A 15073-nucleotide genomic window follows, 5' to 3' on the forward strand; every position below is an offset into this window, starting at 1 on the left:
CTGACACATTAGTGATTTACAGTAGGGATATCAGTTAAATATTTAAGTTGTTCCGTACATAGGAGGAATAAATAGATGAAGAAAAAAACGATGTCGTATGTGATGAGCAGTGCTCTTTCGTTAAGTATTTTAGGGTCATCCCCTTCGATGACAGCGGCGGGTCCAACCACGACAAAAGCCGAGATGGCGTCTTATAAATACCGGGAAGGACAGCAAATGAAACGAATTAGAGATTTTTCTGATGTCATTCGCGAGCAGGCTGAGGTTTTCGGCATTGATTCAGATGGCAAAGATGTTGAGACGATGGCAAAAGAAGTGCGTGAAGCGAAATTGAAGCACCAGGCTGCATCGTTTGGCATCAGCACGTTCAACAAAGATGTCCAAACAATTAAAAGAGAAATACGTGCAGCGCAATTACATGCGAAGCGTTAATCGACTCCTTTTTCTTTAAGCTGTCCATTTGGCAGCTTATTTGCATTTGCTTATACTTAAGAAAAGCGAAAGCGCCTTGCTCACCCCCGACAAGCACAAGACGAGCCGGCTGAAAGATTGTTCTTTAATCTTTTGGGCGGATTGGCTTGTGACCTCGAGGGGGCAGGCGCTAAAAAAATGAGGTGAAAAGAGTGACAGCTGCCGTTCTGCTCGCAGAAGATGAACTGGCGATCAGCCAAGTGTTAAAAGCGTATTTAGTGAAAGCCGGCTTCGAGGTCGTCCAAGCCTTTGACGGCCAGCAGGCGCTTGATTTATTCCATTCCGAGCTGCCTGACCTTGTGCTGCTTGATGTGATGATGCCAAAGGCAGACGGCTGGACAGTTTTAAAGGAAATCCGCCAAACGAGTTCGTGTCCGGTCATCATGCTGACGGCTCTTGGGGATGTCAACTACCGGCTGGAGGGGTTGAATAATGGTGCAGATGATTATATTACGAAGCCATTTAACGGCGAAGAAGTCGTTGCACGTGTTAAGGCTGTTCTCAGACGTTCAGGGGAAGTCCCCTCTTCCTCCTCTGTCAAACATTACGGCAGCTTAACGATCGACTGCAAAGCTCACCGAGTGACTTTAAAAGGAGTGGAAATCAATTTAACACCGCGCGACTTAGCGGTGTTGCTGTTTCTTTCTTCTCAGCCAAATCGAACCTTTACGCGTGAGCAGCTAATTGAACACGTCTGGGGACATGATTATGACGGCAGCGACCGCGCCGTCGATTTGTCGATCAAGCGTCTCCGGAAGTCGTTGAAAAACTGGCCGGAAACTGAAGGGGAAATTAAGACATTAAGAGGATTGGGGTATCAATTTTGTGTCTATGAAAACAACTAGAAGAATTTCTTTGCTGCGCTACTGGACGACACGCTATGTCGCCACCCTCTGCCTCGGCCTCTTAATTGCTGCCGGGCTGTCTGTCATTTGGCTGCAGCACACCATGCTCAAGAACCGCCTTGAAGTATCCGAGTTCATTGCAGAAGAACTAGCCAACCGGATTGCCGGCAGCCAGGAAGAAACGAACCTCTCTCCGTCAATTGATGAAAATATGCTGAAAAACCGCGAGCTTTTTTTAAAGACTGAACAACCGCCGGCGATTTATATTACGGATGGAAGCGGGCGCATTCTTTCCGCAAACCAGCCAGCTGATTTAACGGAAAGAAGTTCATTTGCCCGTTCGCTTTTGCAACGAAAGACAGATGTGTTAAAGCTGTCGCCGAAAGATGCTACTGAATCGCGTATGTGGATGATCAAAAAGCCAATCCAAGTGGATCACATCACGTTTGGCTGGGTCGTGATGCTTCAGCCTGAAAATGAACTAGAAAATGTAACAGAAGAATATCGCCTGTTGACCATACTCATCGTCAGTCTCGGTTTATTTGGCTGGGCAGCCATTTATTTATTGTCCCGCCGTCTCTCTACACCAATCAGCCAAGTAGCAGAAGCAGCCAAGCAAGTTCAGGAAGGTAATTATCACATCCGCCTGCCGGAACATATAAAAGAACAGGAAGTGTACGACCTTGTTCATTCATTTAAGGAAATGGCGCAAAAGCTGCAGCAGCTTGAATCATTGCGGGCTGAGCTGCTGGCTGGCGTTACCCATGAATTGAAAACGCCGGTCACGTCGATCAGCGGGCTTTTGCAGGCAGTAAAAGACGAAGTGGTAACCGGCGACGAAGCAAAAGACTTTATTGATATTTCGTTAAAAGAAACGGCCAAGATGCAAAAAATGGTGAATGACTTGCTTGAATTTAATTCATTTTCGGCTAATGCTTTGCCTGTATCAGCTGAAAACCATCTCGTCAATGAGTTAATTAGTGAAATCATCCATCAATGGCAATTGGGGCAGGAGACAGAAGAGATCACTATTTCGCTTTCCCTTCTAGAACGGAACCGCTCGATTTCAACCGACCCGGTGCGGCTGCAGCAAATCATCGTGAACTTGCTGAACAATGCCCGCCATGCTGTCGATTCACGAGGAGAAATTGACGTGGTACTGTCAGAACAATCAAGTGGCATGCTGGCGATTGAAGTGAAAGATAATGGCAGCGGCATCCCGCCTGCTGAACAAACACTTATCTTTGAACGTTTTTACCGCGGCGATGAGAAAAAGTATAAAGTACGCGGTCTCGGCCTTGGACTTCCTTACAGCAAACTGCTCGCACACGCATTAAAAGGAGATCTCACATTAAAAGAAAGCTCTCCTTCTGGCACTATCTTTTTAATCCAGCTGCCGCTTTCTGGACAGTAACAGCGAAAAAGTTCGATACATTGACTTTAGATAATAAAGTAGAGAATTCGGATAACAAAACATCCTATTTGGATAATAAAAAGCAAAATCAGATAATGAAGTGCCTAACTTGGATAAAAAATAGTGAAAAAGACGATCGCTGACAACACTGTGCGATCGTCTTTTTAAGCGAACTATTATTTCCCTGCACGGGTGCCCTTTGGATTTAGCTAAGGCCTTCCGGTTCGAACGTCTTGCAGTCCGTCTCTTGTGTATTAGAGGCTGTTTGCCCTTTATGACTTACTACATAAATACTTTCAGCTGAACATTTATTGCCTCGTGCCCAATATGCGCAGTTGTTTACTTCGCATAATACGTCTTTAGCCAATGTCGCCACCCCCCTCACTTTTTATATTTTACAAAAATGACGTCCCAATACCCGGCTTATTTTGGGTGGTATGACACTAAAAAAAGACTTGCCGCAACAGCAAGTCTTTTTACTTACATTCACTTTTAACCTTCCAGCTCAAACGTCTGGCAATCCGTTTCTTCCACGTTAAATGCTTTTTTTCCTTTATGGCTCACGACAAGAATTTCGTCAGCTGAGCATCTGTTGCCTTTTTCCCAATAGACGCAATTGTTTACTTCACACAACACACCATTTAGGACGTCTTTTTTCAAATTGATTACCTCCTTGATTTATTTCGGATCATGCGGCGGTGTACAGTACATATACGGAGGAGCAGGTGCCAGCATCGGCACTTCTCCGTATATGACCGGCATTTCCTCATATTCCAACTTTTTAATGAAATAATCATTACCGGCTAAAAAGTGCCGGCAATTGAAAAGATAGTATGTTATTCCACTTTTGTCTTTTTTTAAACAACTGAAAAAAAATAACCCTCGGCAGAATGTTACTTCCACCGAGGGTTAAATAAATTACTTCAATCCTTCTTGTACTTCTTTTACCATCCCAGAAACGGATTCCAATCCGCCGCCTGATAAGTACCAGTAGCCCGGGTCAAGATAAACGATATTGTCGTTTTTATAAGCTTTCGTGTTTTTCACTAAATCATTTTCGATGACTTGTTTAGCAGATGATCCGCCGCCTTCTGCTACAACAGCGCCGCGGTCAATGACGAATAAGTAATCAGGATCTTTTTCAACGATGTATTCAAAGGAAATGCTTTGTCCGTGAGTAGATACTTCAATGTCCTTATCAGCCGGTACGACGCCGAATACATCATGGATCACACCGAAGCGGGAACCAGGTCCGTACGCGCTTACTTTGCCGTCGTTAGCCAGTACGACTAACGCTTTTTTGTTTTCTTTTGATGCTTGTTCTTTCAGTTTGTTAATGTCTTCTTCTACTTTTGCCAATTCTGCTTTCACTTCATCTTCTTTGCCAAAAATTTCACCTAGAGTCGTTGCGTTGTTTTTAAATGAGTTCATGTAGTCTGCCGGGTCCACACCTAAGTAAACAGTTGGTGCGATTTCAGCAAATTGGTCATACATTTCAGCTTGACGCGCGGAAATAATGATTAAGTCTGGTGCTAATTCGTTAATTTTTTCAAAGTCTGGCTCTTTCAAGCTTCCTACGTTTTCATACTTTTCGTCTTCGTATTTGGACAAGTATGCAGGAATGTTTTGCTGCGGAAGTCCAGTTACTTCTACTCCGAGTTTATCAAGCGTGTCCAGTGTACCAAAGTCAAAGACAACGACCTTTTCCGGGTTTTTCTTCACCTTCGTTTCATCGAGTTCGTGCTTGACGGTTATTTCTTCTGTTTCTTTTTTCGGTTCACTGCCTGCCTTCTCTTCTTTTTCAGCGCTTGAACCGCAAGCGGCCGCTACGATGACAAATAATGCCGTTATCATGAATAAAGATAGTTTTTTCCACATGATCAATTCTCCACCTCTGCCTTTTTACTTAAAATACACACAAATTTTTTCGTTATTGACTGTTTCAATTTTCATATCAATTTCGTAAATGTCTTTCAACACATGGCGGTCCATCATTTCATCAACTGTGCCCTCTTTGGCGACTTTGCCGTCTTTTAAAGCGACGATGTAGTCGGAATAACAGGACGCAAAGTTAATGTCATGAATGACGATGACGACCGTTTTGCCAAGCTCATTCGTCAGCCGTCTTAACACTTTCATAATTTGGACGGAATGCTTCATATCAAGGTTATTGAGCGGCTCGTCCAGCAGGACATACTCTGTATCCTGGGCAATGACCATGGCGATAAACGCCCGCTGACGCTGACCGCCGCTCAACTGGTCGATGTATTTATCTTGCATGTCTTCCAGTTCCATGTAGCGAATCGCTTCATCGACATGCTTCCAGTCTTCCCTTGTCAATTTTCCTTGCGAGTAAGGGAAACGGCCGAATGACACGAGTTCGCGAATCGTCAGCCGAAGATTTAAATGGTTCGTTTGTTTTAAAATAGCTACTTTTTTCGCTAGTTCTTTGCTTTTTGCTTGATGCACGTCTTCGCCGTCAATGTAAATGTCGCCGTCATCCTTCGTAATTAAGCGGCTGATCATCGACAGAAGCGTACTTTTTCCTGCTCCATTCGGACCGATAAAAGAAGTGATTTTTCCTTTTGGAATTGAGACTGAGACTTGGTCAATGACCGCTTTGCTGCCATACCGTTTGGATACACCTTTTACTTCTACCATTTTTTATTCTCCTTTAGCAGTAAATAAATAAAGTACACTCCGCCGACAAAGTTAATGATGACGCTTAATGTCGTACTGAATGTGAACACTCTTTCCACAATCAACTGTCCGCCGACAAGAGCAACAATGCTGATTAAAATGGACCCTGCAAGCAAATATGAATGCTTGTACGTGCGGAACATTTCATAAGCAACATTGACGACGAGCAGACCGAGAAACGTAATCGGACCGACAAGCGCTGTCGCAACGGAAATCAAGATCGCGACAACAATCAACAGCCGCTTAACGGTGTAATCATAATCGACTCCAAGGTTGACGGCGTGTTCTTTGCCAAGTGACAATACATCAAGATATTTCATAAAGCGGATAAAGTAAAGCGTCACGAGCACCAGGACGATCACAGCGAGAATAAGGACATCTGTCTGGACGTTATTAAAGCTTGCGAACATTCTGTCCTGAATAATCTGGAACTCATTCGGGTCAATGAGTACTTGCATAAAAGACGTAAAGCTTTGAAAAAATGTGCCGAATATTAACCCGATCAGCAGCAGGAAATAAATGTTTTCTCCTTCCCGCTTGAACAAAATCTTATAAAGGATTCCAGCAAAAAACACCATCAGCACAACTGAAATAACGAAGTTCAATTGTTTGTTCATCCACGTTAAATCAGTGGAACCGAACGCGAAAATTAAAATCGTCTGGATCAGCATATAAAGCGAATCGAGCCCTAAAATACTTGGTGTTAAAATGCGGTTGTTCGTAATCGTCTGGAAAATCAGCGTGGAAAACGCAATGGCCGCTCCGGTCAGGACGATGGCAAAAATTTTCAAGCCCCGTTTCGGCAAAGCATAATCCCAATTGTTTCCGAGACCAGTGAACATAAAGGCAACAATCAACAGGACAGCAACAGCCGAAAGGATTAGTAACTTCTTTTTATCACTCATAAGCTCTTCTCCTCATCAGCATGTAAATAAAAATGCCGCTTCCTATGACGCCGACCGTCAATCCAATCGGAATTTCATACGGATAAATAATGATCCGGCCGATAATATCACAAAACAGAACGAAAACGGCTCCAAGCAGCGCCGTATGGGACAAGCTTTTCTTTAAATGGTCTCCCTGGTAAATCGAGACGATATTCGGAATGATCAATCCTAAAAATGGGATCATGCCGACCGTTAACACGACAAGTGTGGCAGACAGCGCCACGATCACAAGGCCGATGTTGACGACCCGCTTATAACTCAAGCCAAGGTTCATGGCGAAATCTTCACCCATGCCGGCGAGTGTGAAGCGCTCTGCGTATATGTAGGCGATAACGAGAAGCGGGAGACTAATATAAAGCAGCTCATACCGCCCGGAGATGACCATCGAAAAATCTCCTTGCAGCCAGGCGGCCATATTTTGAATCAAATCATACTTATAAGCGAAAAAAGTTGAAATGGACGTCAAAATATTCCCGAACATCAAACCGACGAGCGGAATGAAGATCGTGTCTTTGAATTTGATTTTATCCAGGATTTTCATGAATAAAAACGTGCCTGCCAGTGAAAAAATAAAGGCAACGATCATTTTTTCAATCGGGCTTGCGGCTGTAAATAAAATGAGTGAAACTAATATCCCCAGCCTGGCGGAATCCAATGTTCCCGCTGTTGTTGGCGAGACGAATTTGTTTCTGCTCAGCTGCTGCATAATCAAGCCGCTGATACTTAAGCTGACTCCGGCAATAATGATGCTGACAAGGCGCGGAATCCGGCTTTTCCAAACAATTTGTGTCTGGTCATCTGTCAGGTTAAACAAATCCAGCGGAGAAATGTGGGTCACTCCGATGAATAAGGAAAGTATAGATAGAACGATAAGCGCAACAATTAAATATCTTTTTTTCATAGCCATTTCCTTACTTTACTGCCGCAACAGAAATTTAAGTGTCAAATAGAAGAAAGCCGACAATGAAATTCATTATCAATAACAGATGAAAAAATAATCTTCACTCGCTGAAGAAACTTGTTTAGACAAGTATGTAGTTAATTAAAATTCACTCACATCTCAGTCAATTTAAAAATTATTTTAAATTGACTCTGACCTTATCCAGCACTTTTAAACAAATCGCTAATTCTTTTTCATCCACTCCGAAAGCAGCTTCTTGGATGGTTTGTGCAGCCAATGCTGTATAATCCTTTTCCATTCTTTTGCTATATTCGGTTAAGTAAATTAAATTGATGCGTTTGTCTTGTGGATGGGCTTTGCGATCAATCAAGCCTCGTTTAATCATATTATCAATCAAACGGGATACACTTGGCTCGTCTTTCTCATTTAGCCGGGCCAGTTCATTTTGTGTTTGCCCATCTTTTTCATACAGACGGCTTAAAATTTGCCATTGTTCATGGGTCAATAAAAAATTATGCTTTTTAAAATGACGGTTAAGCGTGTTTGTCATTAAGCGTGATGCCTGGAACAATTTATAGCCTAGCGAATCTTCCAGCCGATATGCTTTTTTCTTCATCCGAATTTACTCCTTTGACAGCTTGTCGTCTCACATTTTACAAAAATATACTTGTTTATGCAAGGATTCCTTAAAAGGATAAGAGCTATTTTCAGAAAAAAATGGTCAATTTGTGAACGCTTAAGTCACCCTCTGACAAATGCTTTAATAAATATCACTCGTCCCCTTCCTCATTTATATTGATATTCATTCTCAATTACAATTATAGTTGATAACGCTTATCATTGTCAATCGAAATTTAGAAAAACATTCCCATTTACCTGCACTAAAAATAAAGTGTCAGGCGCCTCCCTCCCTTGGATAGAGGTGCCTGACACTTATGGGATAATTTATCCTACCGGCATAGGCTCACCATGATGAAGCGGCGGCGGCACGAGCCAGCCTTTTTCTTTATTCAATTGCAGGAAGCGGCCTCCGAGGGCTGATTTCTGGTTATGGAATTGCAAAAACATAGCAGCAATGTCTTCGCGGATACATTGACCGACCATTGCACTGCAAGCAGTAAGACCGGCTGCAATATCACGTGAAATGGCTGCTGAGATTTCCGGATCTTGAAAGCGCGCACCTGCAGGAATGCTATTCACATCAGCCTGCGGACGTTCTGGCGGTGCAGGCGGCAGACCAATTCCATTTTCTTTCAACAATTCTTCAAGCTGCTTCACTTCCGTTTGCGCTTGTCCGATTGCTTCTTCTACGAGCTTGCGCAGTTGGGCATCACCTGCATGATTTAGCATCGTCTGATAACAGGCAACCATACCATTTGCTGCAAGAGCAGCCGACCAAACCCCAAATACTTCTCCATAATGCATCGGTTCACTTTTAGGATTTCCGCTTAAAATTCCCATTATAAACCCCCATTTGACGATCGATTTTGTGTGCCGCATACACACAAATATAGCTTTGCCTGAACTGGCTGCTTTATGTGTATTCTTTCTGCTAAAAGGCTGAAAGTACCCGATTTTTTATTTCCAAAAAAGGACGAGATGGCGTATGATTGTAGATGTTAAAAAAAGACAAAGGAGGACGTTCACCATGAAGAAAATCCCTTCCTTCATCGTCCGTTTCCATAAAATGATTCTCGCCCTGTGGCTCATTGCTGTTGTTGTCATGGGTTATTTTGCGATTCAGCTTCCTTCTATGCTTGAAGGCGACGGATTCCGGACAGATGGAGACTTTGAACAAGTCCAGAAAGAATTGACTGACACATTTGACTTCCCTGAATCAACCATCATGATCCTATTCGAAAAAGAAGGAAGCGAGTCAACACAGCATTTTACAGAAAAAATTGCCGGCGCGTTGACTGACATAGACAGGCTGAACATTTCCTCAGCCATTGAATCGCCACTGAACGCCCCTTCTTTACTAAAGGACGATGCCGCTTACGCTATGGTGCACGTGAATAAAAAAACAGAAGACATGCCGAATATTATTAAAGACATCAAAGAGCAAATAAATGGTAAAGAAGGCGTGACGTTAACCGGGGCGCCGGTCATTTCAGAAGATATTAATAAAGCGAGCCAGGATGATTTAAAAAAAGCTGAACTCATCGGGCTGCCTGTGGCGATGCTTGTTCTCTTGTTCGCTTTCGGTACGATTGCTGCCTCCGTGCTTCCGCTCGTAGTCGGCGGGATTACAATCGTGATCGGATTCGGACTGCTGACATTTATCGGCAAAAATGTGGATCTCGCTATTTTCATTTTAAACATCGCACCGATGGTTGGTCTCGCGCTTTCCATCGACTTTTCACTGCTGTTTATTAACCGGTATAAAGAAGAGCTTCAAAAGCAGCCGAAAGCAGATGCCCTCATTACAACGATCAATACGGCTGGCCACTCGATTTTATTTTCAGCCGTTTGTGTGTTTATCGGTCTCGGGTCGATGCTGATCATTGATATCGACATTTTTAAAAACGTGGCGATCGGCGGCATGGTCGTCATTGCTATCGCAGTGCTCGGATCACTCACACTGCTGCCGGCTCTTTTATACGTGCTTGGCGACCGGATTCATAAGTGGCGCATTTTTCGTACAGACAAAGACAGCAGTGCCCGCTGGCGGACATTCGCTTCTGCCGTCATGAAGCGGCCTATCTTAATTACGATCGCCGCAATGGCCATTTTGATCGCGGGCGTTATCCCTGTGCAGCATATGAAGTTGTCGATTCCGACAGTCGACGCTTTGCCGAAAAGTTTTGAATCACGCACAGCTTATGAAAAGATTGAACAGGAGTTTATGGGAGAAAACAAAAGTACGATTTATGCCATAGCTGAACGTAAAGGCGGCTGGCTCGATGAAGCGGGTCTCGAACAAATGAAAGAATTGGAAGATTCATTCCGCTCGGAAAAAGAAGTGAGTGAAGTGAACACCATCTTTTCTGCAAGCAACATAAATGACCCGAAACAACTGGCGGTTTCCCTTCAACAGCCAGCTGTCAGTGAACAGCTAAAACCAGCCATCGAACCGTTTGTTCAAGGAAACTTGCTGATGATCCCAATTCACCTGGGCGCAGAGGCAAACTCAGATGCCGCCCAGAAGCTTGCGCGCGACTGGAGCGGGAAAAGCTGGCCTGTCAGCATTCAATTCGGCGGGCAGCCAAAATTTAATCAGGAAATTTATGATGAAATTTTTAACAAAATTGGCCTCGTACTCGCCATTATTTTATTGTCGACATTCATTATTCTTATGTTTGCTTTCCGCTCCATTATCATCCCGTTAAAAGCGATTTTAATGAATGTGATTGGCTTGACTTCTACATTTGGCATACTTGTCTGGCTGTTCCAGGGAGGCCACTTCGGCTTGCATGAAATGGATATCTCCTTAATCTTGCCTGTCCTCGTCTTCAGCCTTGTATTCGGCTTAAGTATGGATTATGAAGTGTTCTTGATTTCACGCATCCGGGAATTTTACCTGGAAACAGGTGACAACACGAAGTCAACAGTAGAAGGACTTGCCAGTACGAGCAAAGTCATTACGTCGGCTGCTTTGATTATGATCGTGATCACCGGCGCGTTCGCTTTTACAGGCGTTGTGCCAGTGAAGCAAATCGGCATTGGCATTGCGCTCGCCATTGCCATCGACGCCACCATCATCCGCCTCCTTCTCGTGCCAAGTTTAATGAAGCTTCTCGGCGACTGGAACTGGTGGTATCCATTTCGTTCAAAAAACAAAACAGCTAAACAACCAATGAAATCATTGTAAATAGACAGAATAGGGGCAGCCCGACAGTCAGTTATCCACTGATTGTTGGGCTGCCCCTTTTGACTTTTTACCGTCTATTCTTCTTTCTTTGCTGCGGCTGTCGTGCCGATGGGCGGTCCGCTTGCCCGCGTCTGTTCGACGTTCTGCTTTTTACACTTTCTGCTGGCGGAGCGGCGGATTCAACTTCTTTCCGCTCGAGAGTCCGGCCTAGCCCTGATTCAATCAGGCGCAGAAAGTCTTTGTCTTTTAACGCGGCAAATGTGTAAGCTTCCCCTTCTTCCCCCGCTCTTCCTGTACGGCCAATCCGGTGAATGTAACTTTCCATATCTTGCGGGATGTCATAGTTAAATACGTGAGTAACCCCTTCGACATCCAGTCCGCGGGCAGCGACATCTGTAGCCGCAAGCAAATGAAGTTCGGCGTCACGGAACCGCTTCATGACCCGTTCCCTTTTTGCCTGCGATAGATCCCCGTGCAGTTCATCGATGTTGTAGCCTTTCGCTTTTAACTCATCGCACAGCTTGCTTACCCGGCGCTTTGTCCGGCAAAAAATAATACCTAAAAACGGCTGCACTTCATCGATCACTTCACATAAAGCTTGCTGCTTACGGCGGTCGGTCGTTTCGACGACAAATTGCTTCGTCTGTTCCACCGTCACTTCTTTGCTGCGCACATGAACAGAACGAGGATTTCTCATATACCGTTTTGCTAATTGACGGACTTCTTTCGGCATCGTCGCGGAAAATAAAGCCGTTTGTCTTGTGAATGGCGTCTCTCTAATAATTGCTTCTACTTCATCTAAAAAACCGATATGCAGCATTTGATCCGCTTCATCAAGCACGAGCATTGATACGTCTGTTAAATCAACCGTTCCGCGGCGAATATGGTCTAGCAGCCGGCCCGGTGTGGCGACAACAATATGTACATGCTCATTCAACCGCCTAATTTGCTGGTCGACATCTTGCCCGCCGTAAGCGGCCAATACGTGCACGCCGCTTTCGTCTGATAGCAGCCCGCGCAATTCCTCTGTAATTTGCAAGGCCAATTCCCTCGTCGGTGTAACAATTAATCCTTGGATATCGTTTTTTTCTGTATTTATTTTTTCAAGCAATGGCAGCAAAAAAGCAAATGTTTTGCCCGTCCCTGTTTTTGCCTGGGCGATCACATCATCGCCATTTAATAATAACGGGATCGCTTCTTGTTGAACCGGGGTAGGTGATTCAATATGTTTTTCCGTTAATTTACTTGTCCACGCTGTACTAATGCCTAAGTCTGTAAATTCATTCAAGCTGTTCACCTCTTTTTTTCTCATTATACACGAAAAGAAACGCCATCCTTATTAAAAGGACAGCGCTTCTTCTCATTAATGAGTGGACATATTGCCTTGCGTGCCCATAGCCGGTGCATATGCCTGCACCATTTGCTGCATATCCTGCTGGGCAAATTGCGGCACTTGGTAATAATGATGCTTATTTTGATAAATCGAAAGCTCGTATGCCATCTCAATACAGTTAGGAACGGAATCAGCCAGCACTCGGCGCACGACCGGATTTGTCACTTCAAGCGCCGCCATCGCTTTCGCCGAAGCAGATGACTTCATTGTCCCAAGCATTGCGCCTGAAATCACTTCATCATTGATTTCAGCTGCAGATTGCATCGGTTTTTTCGGCTGCGTTGGAGTTAATCCGTAAACAAAGTCATTGCCTTGCTTCATTTGGTAACTTTGCGTCGGCACAGCCGGATCCTGTCCGGACTGAAAACAATCCACCGTCGTGTTATACTCCTGCTGCATAAATTGATACTGGCGATCAAGAATATCGAGCAGCTCTTGATCTTTCACTTGAGGACGAAGAAGCGTGTATTCATTCATTGCGCCTACCGCACCGGATAGCACTTCATGAACGTCCATCACCTCATGGCCTCCGTGATTCAACTGCGGCGGCACAGTACCTGTATGCATATTCGTATGAGTCTGTCCACTTTGATTCATCAAATTAAATCCCTCCTGTAGTTGAGTCATACTCCGTTAGTTTGTCTAGGGGAAAATGATTTATTCACTCACTTTTACATGGGAATTACTGACGATCGGAGGTTAGGTTTCTTCACTTCAGAAGAATATTTTCAAAAAGAAGAATCAAACTATTCCTAAAAGGGGGTTAAACGATGGAACATACGAAAGCATTATTAATTAAGTTCGTGATGTGCACAGCTGCCGTGTGGGTAATCCTTGGACTTTTTTACGGTGTTGATTTCGGCGAAGTATTAACGATCAGTATCCTTTTAACCATCGCTGCTTATATCATCGGAGACTTATTCATTTTGCCGCGTTTCGGCAACGTTGCCGCCACGATCGCTGATTTCGGTCTTGCTTATTTCGGCATCTGGATCTTTGGCAGCATGATTATTAACGAAAATATTTCCCTTGGATGGGCAAGCTTCTGGACAGCTGGCGTCATTGCTATCGCTGAAATATTCTTTCACAACTACCTCGCCAATCGTATATTTGATGAAGACAAGAACGAAAAACATATTCGCCGGAACCCTGCCTACGCTACCGAAATGGCAGAAGAAACAGACATCCATAAAGATGATAAATGAGTCAGCGGCCATTAAGGCCCTGGCTTTTTTCTTGCCTCACTTTTGACTTTACCCCTTCTCCAATCAATTCCCTTGTCTAAATCTTATTTTCGTTGTATTATTTAGTTATTAAATAATTAGATACCTAAATAATTTACAAGAAATGAGGAATGACAGATGAGACTTGAAGGTAAAGTAAGTATTGTAACTGGAGGAGCTTCGGGAATTGGCGAGCAAATGGTGAAACGTTTCAGTGAGGAAGGAGCGACGGTGATCGCAGCGGACATTAACGAAGCGGCGCTTGAACAAATCAGCCGGCTCGACAATGTGCATGGCATGAAGCTGGACGTTTCTTCTGAAGAAGACTGGCAGCAACTATTGAAAGAAGTAAAAGAGCGTTTTGGAAAAATAGACATACTTATCAATAACGCCGGCATCTCCTCGGAAAAACCGACAGAAGACATCAATATTGATGACTGGCAAAAAATGATGACGATTAATGGCTTTGGTACGTTTCTTGGCATGAAGCATGTCGTTCCTTATATGAAAGAACAGAAACAAGGTTCAATCGTCAATATTTCTTCTTTCACGGCGCAAATCGGCATGGGACTGAACGCGTATTCCGCTTCGAAAGGATCCGTCCGTGCCATTTCAAAAGCAGCCGCCACCCAGTACGGAAGAAACGGTATTCGCGTCAATGCGTTATTCCCAGGCATCATTGAAACACCGATGACAAAAGGACTCGAATCGACGAAAGAGCTCGTGCAGCAATTAATTGCCGCCACCCCACTGCAACGCTTAGGAAAGCCGGAAGACATCGCCAATGCCGCTCTATACTTAGCATCCGATGAAGCTTCTTTCATCACCGGTGCAGAACTCGTCATTGATGGCGGATTCTCCGCACAATAAACAATGATGCCCCTTTTCCAAAAGGGGCTTTTCTTCTTATGTTATGATGATTAAAGAAAGCTAGAAAGCAGGGATTTTATGGAGAACGAAACATTTTTTGAACTTTTACACACGATGGACCAAGTAACGAATAAACTAATCATTCACTGGAATAAAACATTTAACGAAAACCTCGGCATTTCCCATATTCTTGTGCTTAGCCACCTAAATGATTACGGAAAAAGCCGTCCTTCCGACATCGCAAAAGCGCTTGGCCTGACGCCGCCTTCTTTAACCCACTTATCAGAAAAGCTTATCACTAAGAAATTAGCCGTCCGACTCGCCGATGAAAACGATAGACGTATTCTTTATCTCGACATTACAGACCCTGGGCGTGAAATGTTAGTAAAAGCCCAAACAGAAGGCCAAAACTTAAGAAAACAGCTATTCGAAAAACTGACAGCGGAAGAACGTCAGCAGCTGTTAGCGATATATGAAAAGTTAAATAGTTAACCATTT

General features: G+C 44.0%; 17 protein-coding genes. 7 read left to right on the forward strand and 10 right to left on the reverse strand.

What is annotated here, in order from left to right; translation table 11 throughout:
- The first annotated feature begins 75 nt into the window (after positions 1-75).
- The 3 genes from F9802_RS09360 (at position 76) to F9802_RS09370 (ending at position 2730) form a co-directional block, all read left to right on the forward strand.
- A complete protein-coding gene (locus F9802_RS09360; RefSeq protein WP_152151233.1) occupies positions 76-432 on the forward strand; it encodes a hypothetical protein in 357 nt (118 codons plus the stop codon).
- Between the two features lie 191 nt (positions 433-623).
- Positions 624-1316, forward strand: a complete 693-nt coding sequence (locus tag F9802_RS09365; protein ID WP_152151234.1) for a response regulator transcription factor — start codon at positions 624-626, stop codon at positions 1314-1316.
- A complete protein-coding gene (locus F9802_RS09370; RefSeq protein ID WP_152151382.1) occupies positions 1303-2730 on the forward strand; it encodes a HAMP domain-containing sensor histidine kinase in 1428 nt (475 codons plus the stop codon). The genes F9802_RS09365 and F9802_RS09370 overlap by 14 nt, the downstream gene beginning before the upstream one ends.
- Before the next feature lie 205 nt (positions 2731-2935).
- On the opposite strand, the gene F9802_RS09375 is transcribed toward F9802_RS09370, so the two are convergent.
- The 8 genes from F9802_RS09375 to F9802_RS09410 all read right to left on the reverse strand — a co-directional run bounded on the left by F9802_RS09375 (position 2936) and on the right by F9802_RS09410 (position 8739).
- Entirely contained in the window at positions 2936-3097 is a 162-nt protein-coding gene (locus tag F9802_RS09375; protein WP_152151236.1) for a DUF1540 domain-containing protein, read from the reverse strand.
- Positions 3098-3222: 125 nt separating this feature from the next.
- Entirely contained in the window at positions 3223-3390 is a 168-nt protein-coding gene (locus tag F9802_RS09380) for a DUF1540 domain-containing protein (protein WP_152151238.1), read from the reverse strand.
- Between the two features lie 258 nt (positions 3391-3648).
- Positions 3649-4608: a siderophore ABC transporter substrate-binding protein gene (locus F9802_RS09385; RefSeq protein WP_152151240.1), complete on the reverse strand. Its 960-nt coding sequence runs from the start codon at positions 4606-4608 to the stop codon at positions 3649-3651.
- A gap of 24 nt (positions 4609-4632) precedes the next feature.
- Entirely contained in the window at positions 4633-5391 is a 759-nt protein-coding gene (locus tag F9802_RS09390) for an iron ABC transporter ATP-binding protein (RefSeq protein WP_152151242.1), read from the reverse strand.
- Complete coding sequence (locus F9802_RS09395) at positions 5385-6335, reverse strand: iron chelate uptake ABC transporter family permease subunit (RefSeq protein WP_152151244.1); 951 nt, start codon at positions 6333-6335, stop codon at positions 5385-5387. Before F9802_RS09395 ends, F9802_RS09390 begins: the two co-directional genes overlap by 7 nt.
- Positions 6328-7278 carry an ABC transporter permease gene (locus F9802_RS09400; RefSeq protein WP_152151246.1) on the reverse strand — a complete coding sequence of 317 codons (951 nt, stop codon included), beginning with the start codon at positions 7276-7278 and terminating at the stop codon, positions 6328-6330. Before F9802_RS09400 ends, F9802_RS09395 begins: the two co-directional genes overlap by 8 nt.
- A 175-nt stretch (positions 7279-7453) precedes the next feature.
- The gene (locus F9802_RS09405; protein ID WP_152151248.1) at positions 7454-7894 is read right to left on the reverse strand and encodes a MarR family winged helix-turn-helix transcriptional regulator; all 441 of its coding nucleotides are present in this window, start codon (positions 7892-7894) and stop codon (positions 7454-7456) included.
- Between the two features lie 329 nt (positions 7895-8223).
- Positions 8224-8739: a DUF3231 family protein gene (locus F9802_RS09410; protein WP_152151250.1), complete on the reverse strand. Its 516-nt coding sequence runs from the start codon at positions 8737-8739 to the stop codon at positions 8224-8226.
- Between the two features lie 187 nt (positions 8740-8926).
- Here F9802_RS09410 and F9802_RS09415 point away from each other — a divergent pair, with 187 nt between their 5' ends.
- On the forward strand, positions 8927-11089 hold the full coding sequence (locus F9802_RS09415; RefSeq protein WP_152151252.1) for an MMPL family transporter: 2163 nt from the start codon (positions 8927-8929) through the stop codon (positions 11087-11089).
- A 67-nt stretch (positions 11090-11156) separates the two neighbouring features.
- Here F9802_RS09415 and F9802_RS09420 read toward each other — a convergent pair whose 3' ends face one another.
- Positions 11157-12386: a DEAD/DEAH box helicase gene (locus F9802_RS09420; RefSeq protein WP_404799156.1), complete on the reverse strand. Its 1230-nt coding sequence runs from the start codon at positions 12384-12386 to the stop codon at positions 11157-11159.
- 66 nt (positions 12387-12452) lie between these two features.
- Entirely contained in the window at positions 12453-13082 is a 630-nt protein-coding gene (locus F9802_RS09425) for a spore coat protein (RefSeq protein WP_152151256.1), read from the reverse strand.
- Between the two features lie 170 nt (positions 13083-13252).
- On the opposite strand from F9802_RS09425, the gene F9802_RS09430 reads away from it, so the two are divergent.
- From F9802_RS09430 to F9802_RS09440, 3 genes are all read left to right on the forward strand, one after another.
- Positions 13253-13687 (forward strand): YndM family protein, encoded by a 435-nt coding sequence (locus F9802_RS09430; RefSeq protein WP_152151262.1) that lies wholly within the window; start codon positions 13253-13255, stop codon positions 13685-13687.
- Positions 13688-13843: 156 nt separating this feature from the next.
- On the forward strand, positions 13844-14575 hold the full coding sequence (locus F9802_RS09435) for an SDR family NAD(P)-dependent oxidoreductase (RefSeq protein ID WP_152151264.1): 732 nt from the start codon (positions 13844-13846) through the stop codon (positions 14573-14575).
- Positions 14576-14653: 78 nt separating this feature from the next.
- Positions 14654-15067: a MarR family winged helix-turn-helix transcriptional regulator gene (locus F9802_RS09440; protein WP_152151266.1), complete on the forward strand. Its 414-nt coding sequence runs from the start codon at positions 14654-14656 to the stop codon at positions 15065-15067.
- Positions 15068-15073: the final 6 nt, after the last annotated feature.

This window comes from Bacillus aerolatus (assembly GCF_009183655.1).
Lineage (GTDB): Bacteria > Bacillota > Bacilli > Bacillales > Domibacillaceae > Pseudobacillus > Pseudobacillus aerolatus.

Excerpts from the sequence above, each read along its gene's own strand:
- F9802_RS09360 (WP_152151233.1), top strand. The coding sequence starts at position 76 with ATGAAGAAAAAAACGATGTCGTATGTGATGAGCAGTGCTCTTTCGTTA.
- F9802_RS09370 (WP_152151382.1), top strand. The coding sequence starts at position 1,303 with ATGAAAACAACTAGAAGAATTTCTTTGCTGCGCTACTGGACGACACGC.
- F9802_RS09385 (WP_152151240.1), bottom strand. The coding sequence starts at position 4,608 with ATGTGGAAAAAACTATCTTTATTCATGATAACGGCATTATTTGTCATC.
- F9802_RS09390 (WP_152151242.1), bottom strand. The coding sequence starts at position 5,391 with ATGGTAGAAGTAAAAGGTGTATCCAAACGGTATGGCAGCAAAGCGGTC.
- F9802_RS09395 (WP_152151244.1), bottom strand. The coding sequence starts at position 6,335 with ATGAGTGATAAAAAGAAGTTACTAATCCTTTCGGCTGTTGCTGTCCTG.
- F9802_RS09400 (WP_152151246.1), bottom strand. The coding sequence starts at position 7,278 with ATGAAAAAAAGATATTTAATTGTTGCGCTTATCGTTCTATCTATACTT.
- F9802_RS09405 (WP_152151248.1), bottom strand. The coding sequence starts at position 7,894 with ATGAAGAAAAAAGCATATCGGCTGGAAGATTCGCTAGGCTATAAATTG.
- F9802_RS09410 (WP_152151250.1), bottom strand. The coding sequence starts at position 8,739 with ATGGGAATTTTAAGCGGAAATCCTAAAAGTGAACCGATGCATTATGGA.
- F9802_RS09415 (WP_152151252.1), top strand. The coding sequence starts at position 8,927 with ATGAAGAAAATCCCTTCCTTCATCGTCCGTTTCCATAAAATGATTCTC.
- F9802_RS09430 (WP_152151262.1), top strand. The coding sequence starts at position 13,253 with ATGGAACATACGAAAGCATTATTAATTAAGTTCGTGATGTGCACAGCT.
- F9802_RS09435 (WP_152151264.1), top strand. The coding sequence starts at position 13,844 with ATGAGACTTGAAGGTAAAGTAAGTATTGTAACTGGAGGAGCTTCGGGA.
- F9802_RS09440 (WP_152151266.1), top strand. The coding sequence starts at position 14,654 with ATGGAGAACGAAACATTTTTTGAACTTTTACACACGATGGACCAAGTA.